This window comes from Pedobacter sp. HDW13 (genome assembly GCF_011303555.1).
In the GTDB taxonomy this organism is placed as follows: Bacteria; Bacteroidota; Bacteroidia; order Sphingobacteriales; family Sphingobacteriaceae; genus Pedobacter.
In genome coordinates, this window is sequence record NZ_CP049868.1 from 2,319,122 (window position 1) to 2,332,742 (window position 13,621).

At 40.7% G+C, this 13,621-nt stretch carries 18 protein-coding genes; 7 read left to right on the forward strand and 11 right to left on the reverse strand.

What is annotated here, in order from left to right:
• The first annotated feature begins 83 nt into the window (after positions 1 to 83).
• The 3 genes from G7074_RS09710 (at position 84) to G7074_RS09720 (ending at position 2,602) form a co-directional block, all read left to right on the forward strand.
• Complete coding sequence (locus tag G7074_RS09710) at positions 84 to 1,481, forward strand: aldehyde dehydrogenase family protein (protein ID WP_124558917.1); 1,398 nt, start codon at positions 84 to 86, stop codon at positions 1,479 to 1,481.
• A gap of 123 nt (positions 1,482 to 1,604) precedes the next feature.
• Entirely contained in the window at positions 1,605 to 2,129 is a 525-nt protein-coding gene (locus tag G7074_RS09715; RefSeq protein ID WP_124558916.1) for a YfiT family bacillithiol transferase, read from the forward strand.
• On the forward strand, positions 2,126 to 2,602 hold the full coding sequence (locus tag G7074_RS09720) for a DUF6265 family protein (RefSeq protein ID WP_124558915.1): 477 nt from the start codon (positions 2,126 to 2,128) through the stop codon (positions 2,600 to 2,602). Before G7074_RS09715 ends, G7074_RS09720 begins: the two co-directional genes overlap by 4 nt.
• On the opposite strand, the gene G7074_RS09725 is transcribed toward G7074_RS09720, so the two are convergent.
• The 8 genes from G7074_RS09725 to G7074_RS09760 all read right to left on the reverse strand — a co-directional run bounded on the left by G7074_RS09725 (position 2,603) and on the right by G7074_RS09760 (position 8,021).
• A complete protein-coding gene (locus tag G7074_RS09725) occupies positions 2,603 to 3,322 on the reverse strand; it encodes a heavy-metal-associated domain-containing protein (RefSeq protein WP_124558914.1) in 720 nt (239 codons plus the stop codon).
• A 176-nt stretch (positions 3,323 to 3,498) separates the two neighbouring features.
• Positions 3,499 to 4,323 carry a 4,5-DOPA dioxygenase extradiol gene (ygiD, locus tag G7074_RS09730; protein WP_124558913.1) on the reverse strand — a complete coding sequence of 275 codons (825 nt, stop codon included), beginning with the start codon at positions 4,321 to 4,323 and terminating at the stop codon, positions 3,499 to 3,501.
• A gap of 105 nt (positions 4,324 to 4,428) precedes the next feature.
• The gene (locus G7074_RS09735) at positions 4,429 to 5,001 is read right to left on the reverse strand and encodes a YceI family protein (protein WP_124558912.1); all 573 of its coding nucleotides are present in this window, start codon (positions 4,999 to 5,001) and stop codon (positions 4,429 to 4,431) included.
• Positions 5,002 to 5,075: 74 nt separating this feature from the next.
• Positions 5,076 to 5,636 carry an AraC family transcriptional regulator gene (locus G7074_RS09740; protein WP_124558911.1) on the reverse strand — a complete coding sequence of 187 codons (561 nt, stop codon included), beginning with the start codon at positions 5,634 to 5,636 and terminating at the stop codon, positions 5,076 to 5,078.
• On the reverse strand, positions 5,636 to 6,139 hold the full coding sequence (locus tag G7074_RS09745; RefSeq protein WP_124558910.1) for a DUF3347 domain-containing protein: 504 nt from the start codon (positions 6,137 to 6,139) through the stop codon (positions 5,636 to 5,638). Before G7074_RS09745 ends, G7074_RS09740 begins: the two co-directional genes overlap by 1 nt.
• A gap of 8 nt (positions 6,140 to 6,147) precedes the next feature.
• Positions 6,148 to 6,960, reverse strand: a complete 813-nt coding sequence (locus G7074_RS09750) for a transporter (RefSeq protein ID WP_166208160.1) — start codon at positions 6,958 to 6,960, stop codon at positions 6,148 to 6,150.
• Positions 6,961 to 6,963: 3 nt separating this feature from the next.
• A complete protein-coding gene (locus G7074_RS09755) occupies positions 6,964 to 7,500 on the reverse strand; it encodes a heavy-metal-associated domain-containing protein (RefSeq protein WP_124558908.1) in 537 nt (178 codons plus the stop codon).
• A 119-nt stretch (positions 7,501 to 7,619) separates the two neighbouring features.
• Positions 7,620 to 8,021, reverse strand: a complete 402-nt coding sequence (locus G7074_RS09760) for a hypothetical protein (RefSeq protein WP_124558907.1) — start codon at positions 8,019 to 8,021, stop codon at positions 7,620 to 7,622.
• Positions 8,022 to 8,115: 94 nt separating this feature from the next.
• Between G7074_RS09760 and G7074_RS09765 the strand changes: the two genes are divergently transcribed.
• From G7074_RS09765 to G7074_RS09780, 4 genes are all read left to right on the forward strand, one after another.
• On the forward strand, positions 8,116 to 8,838 hold the full coding sequence (locus tag G7074_RS09765; protein ID WP_166208163.1) for a peptidylprolyl isomerase: 723 nt from the start codon (positions 8,116 to 8,118) through the stop codon (positions 8,836 to 8,838).
• Positions 8,839 to 9,006: 168 nt separating this feature from the next.
• The gene (locus tag G7074_RS09770) at positions 9,007 to 9,774 is read left to right on the forward strand and encodes an exodeoxyribonuclease III (RefSeq protein WP_124558905.1); all 768 of its coding nucleotides are present in this window, start codon (positions 9,007 to 9,009) and stop codon (positions 9,772 to 9,774) included.
• Between the two features lie 94 nt (positions 9,775 to 9,868).
• Positions 9,869 to 11,116 (forward strand): imidazolonepropionase, encoded by a 1,248-nt coding sequence (hutI, locus tag G7074_RS09775; RefSeq protein WP_166208166.1) that lies wholly within the window; start codon positions 9,869 to 9,871, stop codon positions 11,114 to 11,116.
• A complete protein-coding gene (locus G7074_RS09780; RefSeq protein ID WP_166208169.1) occupies positions 11,103 to 12,080 on the forward strand; it encodes a formimidoylglutamase in 978 nt (325 codons plus the stop codon). Before hutI ends, G7074_RS09780 begins: the two co-directional genes overlap by 14 nt.
• A 45-nt stretch (positions 12,081 to 12,125) precedes the next feature.
• Here G7074_RS09780 and G7074_RS09785 read toward each other — a convergent pair whose 3' ends face one another.
• The 3 genes from G7074_RS09785 to efp all read right to left on the reverse strand — a co-directional run bounded on the left by G7074_RS09785 (position 12,126) and on the right by efp (position 13,530).
• A complete protein-coding gene (locus tag G7074_RS09785; RefSeq protein ID WP_156131537.1) occupies positions 12,126 to 12,284 on the reverse strand; it encodes a hypothetical protein in 159 nt (52 codons plus the stop codon).
• A 6-nt stretch (positions 12,285 to 12,290) separates the two neighbouring features.
• Positions 12,291 to 12,851, reverse strand: a complete 561-nt coding sequence (locus tag G7074_RS09790; RefSeq protein WP_166208172.1) for a 5-formyltetrahydrofolate cyclo-ligase — start codon at positions 12,849 to 12,851, stop codon at positions 12,291 to 12,293.
• Positions 12,852 to 12,969: 118 nt separating this feature from the next.
• A complete protein-coding gene (efp, locus tag G7074_RS09795; protein WP_124558901.1) occupies positions 12,970 to 13,530 on the reverse strand; it encodes an elongation factor P in 561 nt (186 codons plus the stop codon).
• Positions 13,531 to 13,621 lie beyond the last annotated feature (91 nt).

A 13,621-nucleotide genomic window follows, 5' to 3' on the forward strand; every position in this document is an offset into this window, starting at 1 on the left:
AAATGAATGAATTTTTAATGAAATGAGTTGATTTTAACTAAATTTAACCAGCATACCGGCCAAACCGCCATCGAACTTTAATTATGAAAGAAGAGATAAAATCAGTTTTCGACTTACAGCAGCAGCACAAATTGGAATTGCGGAAAAGCGACGCAAAAATGCGGATTGTAAAGCTGAAAAGGCTTAAACAGGCACTAACAGATTCGGAAGCGGAGATTTTTGCTGCACTTAAAGAAGATCTGCGCAAAAACCCTTTCGAAAGTGCTGTTACCGAACTGTATTTTACTTATGCCGAAATAGACCACGCCATAAAAAAACTTAGGAGCTGGATGAGGCCTAAAGCGGCCGGCAAAACTTTGAGCAATTTTTTTGCCCGCAATAAAATTTATTACGAACCCAAAGGTGTTTGCCTTATTATAGCCCCCTGGAATTATCCTTTGCAACTGATGATGAGTCCGCTGGTTTCGGCAATAGCGGCCGGTAACTGCGCCATCCTTAAGCCTTCTGAAATAAGCGCAGCAACGGCCGGGCTTATCAGTAAACTTATTGCTGATACTTTTGACCCACAAGAAATAGCTTGTTTTGAAGGTGATGCAGCTGTTTCTACAATATTGCTGGAATTGCCCTTTGATCATATTTTCTTTACCGGAAGTACTGCTATTGGCAAAGTAGTGATGGAGGCTGCGGCGAAGAACCTGACTTCTGTTACCCTTGAGCTAGGCGGAAAATCGCCTGCTGTTGTAGATGGCACCTGCGATTTAAAGAAAGCGGCAGAAAAAATTGCCTGGGGTAAGCTGGTAAATGCCGGGCAAACTTGTATTGCGCCTGATTATGTATTGATTGACGAAAGTCTGGAAGCTGATTTTGTAAAGCATTACCAGACTGCGGTAGACAAAATGTTTTTTGAGCATTCGGAAATTAATAAAAACGATTACGCTAAAATTGTGAATCCAAAACAGTTTAATCGTTTAAATAAACTTGTTTACGCTGCTGTGGCAGAAGGCGCAATTGTAGCTTTTGGGGGTAAGTTTGATGAAAAGGATTTAACCATAACACCAACGCTTTTAACCGCTGTAACCGAAAATAGTGAGATTATGCAAGATGAAATTTTTGGCCCGGTGTTGCCGGTTGTTGGATATAAACATTTGCAGGAAGCAATCGATTTAATAAACAGGAAGCAAAAGCCCTTAGCCCTTTATGTTTTTTCCGGTAGAACAGCTAACCAAAATAAAATCATTACCGAAACCAGTGCAGGCGGAACCTGTGTAAACGATGTGCTGGTGCACATTGGTAATCCTAATTTACCTTTTGGAGGCCTTAACAATAGTGGTATAGGAAGTTGCCATGGTATATTTGGTTTCAAAACCTTCTCGCACGAAAGGGCCGTGGTTTTTCAATCGAAATTGGGGGTAACTAAAATGATTTACCCTCCGTATGCACCAAAAATGGGATTGTTAAAGTGGTTGAAGAAGTTGATGTAATTTTGTGTTTTAATGTTGGAAGGTTTAAAGGTTAAGTTCGCGCTTTTCAACGTTCCAACTTTTTAACATTTAACCTTCCAGCTTATTTCGATAATTCTCCCTTAAAAAGCTTATTTTAGGTTCATGGATCTAGAGCAACTTAAATATCCCATCGGTCAATTTTCTATGCCGGCTATTTTCGATCAAAAGCAAATCGATGAATGGATTGCTGAAATTAAGGCCTTGCCCGGACAACTTAGAAAAGCTACTGAAAGCTTAACCAATGAAGATTTAAGCCAAGCCTATCGGCCTGGGGGCTGGACTTTACGTCAGGTTGTTCACCACATTCCCGATAGTCACATTAATGCCTATATCCGTTTTAAGCAAGCCATTACCGAAGATGTGCCCGTAATAAGGCCGTATTACGAAGAGCGCTGGGCCGAAACAGGAGAGGCGAAGAACGGTGATATCGAACTTTCTCTTGCTTTAATCGCAGCGCTGCATCAACGCTGGGTTACCTTTTTAAAAACACTGCAGCCTGCCGATTACCAGCGTAAATATATCCATCCCGAGCATGGTAAAGAACTTACTTTAGCTAATATGCTGGGCATGTATGCCTGGCACGGCAAACACCATTTGGCACACATTACCAATACCATAATAAAATGAAAAATGCCCGTTTAAATTTACTGATCTTATTGCTTATTGGTTTTTCGACCTTAGCGAATGCCCAAAAAGCTCCATCCAAAACCTTTGCTTTTGTTTTAGGCTCCTGGGAAATGCAAACGCCGAAAGGGAAACTTGTAGAGCAATGGGTGCAAAATCCGGATAAGACACTGAGCGGTAAAAGTTACCGCATTAATGCGAAAGGGGATAGTACACTTACAGAAACCCTTCAAATTAAAAACATTGGAAAGGATACTTTTTATTGCTCAACCGTAAATGGACAAAATGAAGGTAAAGAAGTATCTTTTAAACTGATTTCTACCACAGATCAGACTTACGTTTTCGAAAATAAAACGCACGATTTCCCGCAAAGAATTGTTTACCAGAATAAGGGCAAAAAAGAAATGCTCGCCTGGATTGAAGGCGAGCTTAATGGTAAAAGCCGAAAATCGGAGTTTAAGTACATAAGGAAATAACTACATCAGTACCAGCATCGCTGCACTCATGGCAATCATAATGGCGTCCTCAACAATGGTAACGGTGCTCATGGGTAGGTTGAAAACGGCACCCAAACAGGCGCACTGAATTTTTTTCTTGTTCAGCACACTTTCTAAAACACCCAAAATACTAACTGTCATTACAATTAACGTAGCCCAGTTTACCACAATAGGAGATAGGTTTAAAGCGAACGACAAGCCTAATCCCAATTCGATAAATGCGTAGATATAACCCCAGGCACTAAATTTTTTTGCAACGATATCGTACATGGCATAGCTTTCGGCAAATGCTTTTAAATTGAGCATTTTGAAGAAAGAGAAGGTAAGGAAAAAACCGGCCATGAAAATGCGCATGAAAACCATAAAATCTACAGTGCCGTTTTGCAAAGAAACAATTAATGAAACCGCAGTAACATAGCCAAAAATGAGTAAGATCGGTTTATAGGTTGCGGCCCACGATTTGGTTTCTTCTACCATTTCGTTGTGTGCAATTGGTGAGATCTGGTATTTACTGTCTTTACCGCCCAAAGCATCTTGCAGGGTGGCTAAGCCAATGTGCTTATCCATGCTAATGGTGGCCGAGTTGGTGTCTTTCGAAACATCAACCGAGGTGATGTCAGGTAAAACCAAAAGGTTACTTTTTACTTTATTTTCGCAACCGCCACAAGTCATGCCGGTAAGTTGATAGGTGTGTGTCATGTTATAAATTTTAAACAAATTTACCTCATCCGGTAACCTGATCTGTTACAGAATAACCATAAAGTTTTATAGAATTTTGGATTCTGTCATTCTGAACGTAGTGAAGAATCTTTTACTGTTTAGAGAGGAGGTATTCTTCATTTGCAGATGCTTCGTGCCTCAGCATGACAACCGTATTACCCCACTAAAACCGATGTCATGGTTAGCGAACCGCCAACGGCTTTATCGTTAAAGAAAGTAATATCTTCCTGCTCGTTTTTCAGGCCAAGGGTATAAATTAAGGGTAAATAATGTTCTGGCGTTGGGATGGCAAGCATGGCGTCAGGGCCTAAATTCCGGTAATTCATTAAAGGCTTATGGTCGCCGTTTGCAATCAGGTTTTTGAATTTATCATTCATTTCGTTAGCCCAATCGTAACCGCCACCATTAATCATTTCCCAGCTTAACATGCGCAGGTTATGCACCATATTGCCACTGCCAATTACCAGAATACCTTTTTTACGCAAGGCATAAATTTCTTTGGCAATTTCGTAGTGCTCCTCGGGTGCTTTGGTGTAATCGATGCTCAATTGAAGCACGGGGATATTGGCCTTGGGATACATGTGCCTTACAATGGTCCAGGTACCGTGGTCTAAACCCCAATCGTGATCTAAGCCAACTGGTGTGCTATGAATTAGCGATGGGATTTCTGCAGCAAGTTTAGCATCACCCGGGACAGGATATTGCACGTCGAATAAGGCCTGTGGAAAGCCACCAAAATCGTGGATGGTAGATGGAAAGTCCATTGCAGTAACAAAGGTGCCACGGGTGTACCAATGCGCCGAAACCACGAGGACTGCTTTAGGAACCGGAATATGCTTCGCCAAATCGGCCCAGCTCTGGCTAAACTCATTGTGCTCAATACCGTTCATGGGCGAGCCATGGCCAATAAATAAAGTTGGCATTAAATCCGTTTGAGGCAAACGCTGAGTAAAGTTTTTGAATTGAGATAATGATGACATAATATCGTGTTTGTCTAATCGAAATTTAAAGACCGTTCTCCTGAACTTGTTTCAGGATCTGATGAAAGAGATTCCGGGGCAAGCCCGGAATGATGATAAGGTATATTATTTTGCCTGAACAAACTCCAGGTTTAATTTAATGGCAACATCTTTAGCTACACCTGCACCAGTTGGGTCGTATTTAATGTTATAATCTAAACGGTTAATGGTTGTGGTGGCGCCAAAGCCCGCCTTTGTATTGCCTTGCTGGTCTTTAGCGGTTCCACCGTAAACTACCGCAAATTTTACATCTTTGGTTACATCGCGGATCGTTAATTTACCACTTAGTTCGTAATTGTTGCCACTTAATTTTTTAAAACCAGTGCTTTCGAATTTCATGGCTGGAAATTTCTCTGCATTGAAAAAATCATCCGTTTTCAAGTGATTGTCTCTCATGTCAACGCCTGTTGTAATGCTGTTCACATCAACCGTGAAGTTGATTTTTGCATCCGTTAAATCAGGCTTAGCTGCAGTAACTGTCCCGTCAAATTTTTTAAACGAACCATCAACAAAAGAAATGCCCATGTGCTTAACCGAAAAGTTAACAAATGAGTGCATTGGATCGATTTTCCAGGTTGTTTGTGCGAAAGAAGCCACGCTTATTGAGGTAGCTATCAGGAATAAAAATAATTTTTTCATGTCTTGTTCTTTTTTAACAAAAGTACGTTGACATTCAGAAAGATAGTCTTGATGTATGTTAAGAAAACAAGGGGTTAAATTTCATCGAGCGTTTTGCGCTTATTCGCCGTTTTGGCTTTATAGGCTGATGGGGTAAGATCCGTAACTTTCTTAAACTGCGCAGAAAGATGGGCAACGCTGCTGTAGTTGAGTTGATAAGCAATTTCGCTCAGTGTGAGCTCGCCATAGGTTAACATTTCTTTTGCCTTCTCTATTTTCTGCGCAATGAAGTACTTTTCGATGGTTTGCTTTTCTACCTCCGAGAAAACAAGGCTTAGCTGTGGATACTCGAGCTTAAGTTGCTCGCTTAAATAGGCAGAGAGATTAATTTTTAAAGGTTCTTTTGAATAATGTACCAGGTTGATGATGGAAGTTTTGATCTGCTCGGCAATTTGAGTCTTCCGATCCTCCAAAAGTTCGAACCCAAAAGAATGTAAAGCCTCACTGATTTTGAGTTTATCATCAGCTGTTAAACTTCCGGGGAGGATAACTTCGCCCAGTTCAACCGAAACAGGATTAAAGCCGAGCTTCTCCAGCTCGGCTTTAACCACCATTTTACAGCGGTTGCATACCATATTTTTGATATGCAGGTGCATTATTTCGATTTAATAGTTTCTGAAACGTCACCACAATCAAACATCATGCTGCCGTAGTACGGGTTTTCGATGTTTTCTTTTTCGTTTAACCAGCTGGCCTTAGCCATAGGGCAGTGTTGCACATATACGGTGGCATTATTGAATTTAACGCTTTTAACGGTTTTAATCATCGCATAAGAAATACCCTCGAACGACTTACGTTGCGCCTTGATATCTTTTGCAGCGGCGAGCTCGGCAGCTTTGGCTTTGATTATTTTAGCCTGTTCCATCCAGGGCATGTGCTGCGTTGCAGGTAAGTCTTTGTGCGGAATAGCATCAACTTTAGCCGATAAAGCCTTTGCCTTTTCAGCTGCAAGATCTTTTTTGTCGGTAGCCAAAGCATTTTTAACATCGTAATAAGCAGTTAGGAGCTGATTAAAAGCTGCATCTGTTTTACTTTGTGCGAAAGTTAGTTTTGTAGTTGCGATGGCAATTATTGCCACCATGATCATTATTTTTTTCATGAGATCTTTTATTTTAATACGTTAAAAAAATTAAATTCTGCCCTTAAAAGGTACATGTTTTTGGTATATCGGTTGGTCATGTTTCCAGCTGCCTGAAAACGGTAACCCAAATCAATCCGTGTGGTGCTGTTCAAAATAACCTGGAGTGCAGGCGCTAAATCCAGGTAAGATTGGCCTGTACCAGGATCTGTTTTACCCAGCATTTCAAAATAAACATTAAAGTTCGGCTCCTTATAGTTTTTATATACAATTGGTAAAACCAGATAACCTGATGATAAACTGTAAGAAAACATGTTGTTTGGCCTCGGCATCCCGGCAATTTGCCTGTCATTATTCTCGAAGGCATGCGCATAGCCCAATGTTGCCGATAAGGCCAATTTATGCAAAAGCTGCGTAAATATTAAACCACCCTGAACACCACTATTGTCGCCTTCTAAATTGATATCGCGGGTAAATGTTGGCCGCCTACTCGTACTTATCCGGCCAAAAGCTGCTGCCCTGAGGTGACTATGCGTCTCGTCTATCGATAGGAAGCGGTATTTTGCATATAAGCTTCCGCCTTCCAAACGGTATTTACCGTCCATGTCTGAAAGAAAAGCCTGTGCATGGGCCATCAGGTTTTTATTGAATCCGATCATCACCTCTGGGATGGTACGGCTCACAAAACCGGGATTGTTGAATATGCCCTCGTTGGTAATGCGTACCCCAATTGATTTTGTAGGCATATTGCTTGCCGGTTCGGTAAAAACGTATAGTTCCTGACCAAAAGTATGATTAAAAGCACCAGCCAGAACCAGTGCTAAAACTAATATCCTTTTCATGGCTTAAGAAAGCACTAAATGGTAAACCCGGGTTTTTTTACCGTTAACAACACCCGTGCCGCTTGCATAGGCATCAGAATTAACCGAAGTAGCCTGCTTTTTAAATGCTGCGCCCGAAATGAAATTTTTATCGATAACCGATGCTTTTACAGTACCGTTAAGGGTTTTGTTTTTGGCGTTTATAAAACGGTAAACATTTCCATTCACAATTGCCTGACCTTTATCGTCAACCTTAACCTGATCGAAAGTGAAGTCGGCGGTTAAACCACCTACCGAGAAACCGGCATCCTGAACTTTTTTACGTACCAGATCGAGGTTAATGTCGGCACCTTTTTTAAAGGTAAGCACAAAGATGTTTTTGTTTAGATCTGGTTTTACCGAGTTAATGAAACCTAATGTTTCCAAAGATTTCTGCGTAGCATTAGAGCACATCGAGCAGGTTAATCCGGTAACCTGTAAATCGGCAGTTGATATTTGTTGCGCCGAAGCATTAACGGCGAAGAAAAGCATAATAATGCTGAATAATTTTATCGTTTTCATGATTTTATTGAATTGGAATTAAACAATCCGCCTATCCGACGGAGTTTTTTAATCAGATTTCTAATTCCCGTCACTTCATCCGATAGCTATCAGATCGAAATGATGGGCGCGATAAAATCCTAATTCCTAAAAATACAATTGAAAAGATGCAGGGCAACCCGCGCAGAAAGCGGAGGGGCCTTGTTTGAGATTTTACTGAAAAAATCGGGACTGATGTTCGAGATAAACTCCAGCACCGGTGGGTGGATAAACAGCTGAATAGAAAAAAGCTTTGGCATTTGTATTTGTGCCTCTGCCTGATGACTATCCTTAACTTTTACCGTTACCTGTGTATTTTTGCAGCAGCCGTCATCTTTCTTTTCAGCAGGAATTTCTTTGCAGAATTTGCAGGAAACTTCATTGCTGAAGATTTTTACGTTTGCCAGCTTCCCACCGCAAAAGTGTAAACTTAAAGCCAAACCCATCACACTAACTGCATAGAATACAGCCAAAGAAAGTGCTATTTTTTGTTTGAGCTTCATGATTACAAAGGTAAAGCAAAAAATATCGATTTATAAGGGCATTTATTTATTGAATTTCATTTTTTAGCTTAATTTAGCCTCAAACACCTTTTTGATGAAGAAAATTTTACTATTCCTCTGCACTTTTTCGATGCTTACCGCTTTTGCTGCGAAACCTAAAAATCAATATGTGCGCATTAAAACCGAATATGGCGAATGCATTTTAAAGCTATATAATCAAACACCTTTGCATCGCGATAATTTTCTTAAACTGGTAAAAGAGGGCTACTACAATGGTGTGCTCTTCCACAGGGTGATTAAAGATTTTATGATCCAGGGCGGAGACCCCGATTCGAGAAATGCCAAACCAGATTCTTTATTGGGAGAAGGTGGACCAAAATATACCATCCCGGCCGAGTTTAACGATAGTTTGTTCCATAAAAAGGGTGTTTTGGCTGCGGCCAGAGAAGGGGATGACGTTAATCCACAAAAAGCATCGAGCGGCAGTCAGTTTTACCTGGTACAAGGAAAGGTTTTTACCGATGAGCAATTGAATAATGTAGAGCAAAAGCGCTTGAAGTTTAAATTACCGGAGTGGCAAAGGCAGGTGTATAAAACCATTGGCGGTACACCTCATCTTGACCGCAATTATACGGTTTATGGTGAAATTATTTCCGGATTAGAAATGGTTGATAAAATTGCAGTACTACCCACAGATAAAAATAACCGCCCAAAACAGGATGTGAAAATGGAAATTACCGTTTTGAAGAAAAGGGAAGCGAAAAAAATCGAGAAACAATTGTTACAAGCCTCTTTAAAAGATAAGGTTATCATGTAGGGCAGAACAGAACCACGAATCGGATTATATGTTTCGCAGCGGTATGGCCAGGATTGGCGACCCGTTCAAACTAAATTTCTACTTAGATATCATTAATTGAATCCAATTACCCGGCATTTATTCAATTAATTTCTAAATTTACCGCCCACAACAATTGAAACTTAACTGATGAAAATCATCTCCTATAACGTAAATGGGATTAGGGCTGCCAGTACCAAAAACTTTTTTGGCTGGTTACAGGCTACCAATGCCGATATGGTCTGTTTGCAGGAAGTAAAAGCTTTACCGGCACAGATCCCCGAAATTATTGCACTTGTTGAGCAGCTGGGCTACCATCATTACTGGTTCCCTGCCGAAAAAAAGGGATATAGTGGCGTGGCGATTTTGTCGAAAATTAAGCCTAACCATGTAGAGTATGGTTGTGGTGAAGAATGGATAGATCGTGAAGGCCGTATTTTACGGGCCGATTTTGACGGTTTCTCTTTAATGAGCCTTTACATGCCTTCCGGATCAAGCGGTGATGAACGGCAGGTTAAAAAGTATGAATTTATGCGCTTTTTTGATGTCTATATCGGAAAGCTTCGCAATCAGATCCCGAATTTAATTGTAAGTGGCGATTATAACATCTGCCATACCGCGATTGATATCCACAATCCAAAATCGAATGCCAATTCATCGGGATTTTTGCCTGAGGAACGCGAGTGGATGCAGTTATTTTTAGATAATGGCTTTATCGATACTTTCCGTCATTTTAACAAAGATCCGCATCATTACACTTGGTGGAGTTACAGGGCCGGTTCGAGGGGCAAGAACCTGGGCTGGCGTATTGATTACCATTTAGCTACCCGGCCAATGGAAAACCGGTTAAAGAACGTAAGGATTTTACCAGATGCCGTACACTCTGACCATTGCCCTGTGCTGTTGGAGCTAGATTAAGTATTTGGTTAACTGGTTAATTGTTTGAACCGGTTAACTGTAACTAACATTCGATTAACCAATTATATAGTTTCAACAATTAACGATCTGGCAAATGCTAATCACCAATATAAAAGGCCTTGTTGGCTTACATCCAAAAAGCAAACTGATGCTCCGCGGCAGCGAACTGAACGATTTACATGTTTTGGAGAACGCGTGGCTCTTAATTGAAAACGATTTGATTAAAGATTTTGGCGAAATGGATTCAATCCCCGACCATATCTCTAATGACCCATCTCAAATCTCTGCCAATGGCAGGTATGTTTTTCCTTCCTGGTGCGATAGTCACACCCATATTGTTTTTGCGGCTACACGCGAAGAAGAGTTTGCTATGAAAATACAAGGCAAAACCTACGAAGAAATTGCTGCTGCCGGTGGCGGAATTTTAAACTCTGCCAATAAGCTGCAAAAGGCCACTGAAGATGAGCTGTTCGAAAGCGCCTCGGTAAGGCTTAAGCAAATGATTCTGCAGGGCACAGGAGCTGTAGAGATTAAAAGTGGCTATGGCTTAACGGTTGAAAGCGAAATTAAAATGCTTCGTGTTATTAAACGCCTGAAAGCGAGTTTTCCGGTTCCGATAAAGGCTACCTTTCTGGCTGCTCACGCTTTTCCGGCATTGTATAAAGATGATCATGAAGGTTATATTAATCTCATCATCAACGAAATGCTGCCGCAAATTGCAGCAGAACAATTGGCTGATTACATTGATGTTTTTTGCGAGAAGGGATTTTTCTCGGTAGCCGAAACCGATCGAATTTTAAAAGCAGGTGGTGTGTATGGCTTAAAACCAAAAGTTCACGCCAATCAACTTTCTGTATCAGGTGCTGTTGAGGTTGCGGTATTAAACCAGGCCATTTCAGTCGACCATTTGGAGGAAAGCGACGAAGCAACCATTACGGCCTTACAAAATTCCAGTACCATAGCAACATTACTACCTTCCTGCTCGTTTTATTTAGGTATTCCGTTTGCGGATGCTAAAAGCTTTATCAAGGCCAATTTACCTGTGACTTTAGCAACCGACTATAACCCGGGGTCTACGCCATCCGGAAATATGAATTTTGTAGTTGCTTTAGCTTGTATTAAGCTCAAGATGTTTCCGGAGCAGGCCATTAATGCAGCCACGCTAAATGGTGCGGCCGCAATGGAAATTGGCGAAAATTACGGAAGTATCGCCATTGGTAAAAAGGCCAATTTGTTTATCACCAAACCTATGCCATCAATCGCCTATTTACCTTATAGTTTTGGCGAATCACAGGTAGATCGAGTTATTTTAAACGGAGAAATTTATAATGGACAGCTTTAAAATATACAGTCAGCAAGATATCGACCAACTGGTTATTAACCGGGATGGTGAAACCAAACTTGGCGAAAGGGTAGTGTCATATCCTTTCAATGATGGTGCTGTTTTGACGGCTGTTTTAGCCAATAGCGAAGCTAAGTTTGTGCTATTAGGCATTCCTGAGGATATTGGTGTACGGGCCAATTTTGGCATCGCAGGTGCGGCATCCGCCTGGCGTACAAGTTTGGTTACCTTTTTGAATATTCAAAGCAACCGGTTTTTAAAGGGGGATGAAATTTTGGTCCTTGGTCATTTTGAAATTAAGGAACCGGCAGATTCGTCGGTTGCCGGACTGAGGAAAAAGGTTGAAGAAATCGATAACCTGGTTTATCCGGTAATTGAAAAAATTGTTGCGGCAGGGAAAATCCCAATTGTAATTGGTGGAGGGCATAACAATGCTTTTCCTTTGATTAAGGGGGTTGCTTCGGCCAAAAAGGCACCAATTAATGTGCTGAATATCGATGCCCATGCAGATTTAAGATCGCTTGAAGGAAGGCATAGCGGAAACGGATTTTCTTACGCTTTAAAAGAAAATTACCTGAACCATTATTTGATGTATGGTTTGCATCAGAATTACAATAATGAGGCTATTTTGGATCAGATTGAAACCAATCTGAAGCTTGATGCGGTATTTTTCGAAGATATTTTAACCGGAGGAGTTGATTTTAACGGATTTTTAAGCAAAGTTGAAGGTGCGCCAGGCTTGGAAATTGATGTAGATTGTATTCAGCATGTGCTATCAAGCGCTGAAACACCATCTGGTTTTGCTGCAAACGAGATTCGGAAACTGATTTTGAGCAGTAACAGGCAGTTTGCTTATTTGCATATCTGCGAAGGGGCTACCCGTATGCTAGATGGGCGGGTGAGCAGGTTAACGGCGAAGCTGATTGCGTATTTGGTGAGCGACTTTGTGAAAGCGCAAAAGTAAGTTTAATGTAACTTCATTTTCTGGTGGGGAGATGCTGAAATATCGTTATAGATGTTCAGCTTCGTATTTCTCGCCAGCTTTTAACATGAGTTCAATCTGCTTTAAATCATCGGCAGTCAGCTCTTCCTTCTCTTGCAATTCGAACACGGCAATCATATTGTCTTCGTACTGCTTTTCGGTTTTAATAACGATCTCCTGTGCCATTTTAATTTAAAATTTTATTATTGCTGTTGGTGTTATGCAAAAATCCAAACGGATATCGTGTTCGTTCACATCATCTATTTTTTCAATTGCAGGGTACAAAGATAAGCCTATTTTCTGAGCATTTATATTTTGCAGAAAGCGATCGTAAAAACCCTTGCCATAACCCGCGCGGTAGCCTTGTAAATCGAATGCCAGAAGCGGAACAATAACCAGGTCAATCTCATCCTGATGCAGTTTCCCATTTTGCGGTTCGAGAATCTGATAGGTGTTTTTCTTTAAATCCTCTAAGCCAATATACTCATGATGGGTCATCAGTGCCGTTTCGAAATCGGCTTTGGGTACAATAATCTTAATTTCAGGATGGTTTGTCGTCAGCCAGTCGATCAGCAGGAAGGTATCGGGCTCTTTCTTTTCAGTAATTGACAAGAAGATGTGAATGCTTTTAATTTTGCTAAAATCGAGCGTTTTAAACTGATTTAAGAGCGCTTTGTTAAGCTCTTGATAAGTGGCGTCATCTAATCGCAATCTATCTTTTAACGCTTGTTTTCTGATGTCGGCTTTTAGCATAATCGTAAAGGTAAATATTTTACAGGCCTGTAAGGTTTTTAATTGCAGGTCTAAAAAACGGAAATAAAAAAGCCTCTAAAGATTAAACTTCAGAGGCTTTGGAATACTATTGGTTAAATTACTTTACACGCTCAACGTAGTCGCCGGTGCGGGTATCGATTTTAATTTTATCTCCCTGATTTACGAACATCGGAACTTTAACTTCAACACCGTTTTCAAGCGTAGCTGCTTTTAAGGCGTTTGTCGAAGTGTCGCCTTTAACTGCAGGCTCCGAATAAGTAATTTCAAATTCAGCAAAGTTTGGTAATTGTGCCATAATTGCTTCGTCGCTTTCCATCGAAACAATGATGTTCATACCTTCTTTTAAAAATTTAATTGCCGAACCGAATAAAGTTTTCTCAACGTTAAATTGCTCGTAAGAGTTGTTGTCCATAACTACCAGGTAGTTACCATCTTCATAAAGGTATTGGTAGTCGTTGGTTTCTACACGACAGATTTCTACAGCCTCGTCGGTATTCATACGGGCTTCTACAATTCTACCTGTTTTAATGTTGCGGAATTTACCAGTGTAAAATGCACCACCTTTACCAGGTGTGCGGTGATTCCATTCGTCAACAGTAACCAGTTCGTTGTTTACACGAAGAATGTTACCTGTTTTAATTTCTGATGCTTTAGCCATATGTTGTTATCCTGAATTGGATTTAATATTTCTGTTTTTTGCGTTGGCAAAGGTAAAATTATTTTAATAAAAACCTATAAAGGTTTAAGGC

Bases quoted from the DNA above. Each gene is read 5' to 3' on its own strand.
- G7074_RS09710 (WP_124558917.1), top strand. From the start codon at position 84: ATGAAAGAAGAGATAAAATCAGTTTTCGACTTACAGCAGCAGCACAAA.
- G7074_RS09760 (WP_124558907.1), bottom strand. From the start codon at position 8,021: ATGAAGCTCAAACAAAAAATAGCACTTTCTTTGGCTGTATTCTATGCA.
- ygiD (WP_124558913.1), bottom strand. From the start codon at position 4,323: ATGTCATCATTATCTCAATTCAAAAACTTTACTCAGCGTTTGCCTCAA.
- G7074_RS09745 (WP_124558910.1), bottom strand. From the start codon at position 6,139: ATGAAAAAAATAATGATCATGGTGGCAATAATTGCCATCGCAACTACA.
- G7074_RS09780 (WP_166208169.1), top strand. From the start codon at position 11,103: ATGGACAGCTTTAAAATATACAGTCAGCAAGATATCGACCAACTGGTT.
- hutI (WP_166208166.1), top strand. From the start codon at position 9,869: ATGCTAATCACCAATATAAAAGGCCTTGTTGGCTTACATCCAAAAAGC.
- efp (WP_124558901.1), bottom strand. From the start codon at position 13,530: ATGGCTAAAGCATCAGAAATTAAAACAGGTAACATTCTTCGTGTAAAC.
- G7074_RS09715 (WP_124558916.1), top strand. From the start codon at position 1,605: ATGGATCTAGAGCAACTTAAATATCCCATCGGTCAATTTTCTATGCCG.
- G7074_RS09785 (WP_156131537.1), bottom strand. From the start codon at position 12,284: ATGGCACAGGAGATCGTTATTAAAACCGAAAAGCAGTACGAAGACAAT.
- G7074_RS09790 (WP_166208172.1), bottom strand. From the start codon at position 12,851: ATGCTAAAAGCCGACATCAGAAAACAAGCGTTAAAAGATAGATTGCGA.
- G7074_RS09725 (WP_124558914.1), bottom strand. From the start codon at position 3,322: ATGACACACACCTATCAACTTACCGGCATGACTTGTGGCGGTTGCGAA.
- G7074_RS09740 (WP_124558911.1), bottom strand. From the start codon at position 5,636: ATGCACCTGCATATCAAAAATATGGTATGCAACCGCTGTAAAATGGTG.
- G7074_RS09770 (WP_124558905.1), top strand. From the start codon at position 9,007: ATGAAAATCATCTCCTATAACGTAAATGGGATTAGGGCTGCCAGTACC.
- G7074_RS09750 (WP_166208160.1), bottom strand. From the start codon at position 6,960: ATGAAAAGGATATTAGTTTTAGCACTGGTTCTGGCTGGTGCTTTTAAT.
- G7074_RS09720 (WP_124558915.1), top strand. From the start codon at position 2,126: ATGAAAAATGCCCGTTTAAATTTACTGATCTTATTGCTTATTGGTTTT.
- G7074_RS09765 (WP_166208163.1), top strand. From the start codon at position 8,116: ATGAAGAAAATTTTACTATTCCTCTGCACTTTTTCGATGCTTACCGCT.
- G7074_RS09735 (WP_124558912.1), bottom strand. From the start codon at position 5,001: ATGAAAAAATTATTTTTATTCCTGATAGCTACCTCAATAAGCGTGGCT.
- G7074_RS09755 (WP_124558908.1), bottom strand. From the start codon at position 7,500: ATGAAAACGATAAAATTATTCAGCATTATTATGCTTTTCTTCGCCGTT.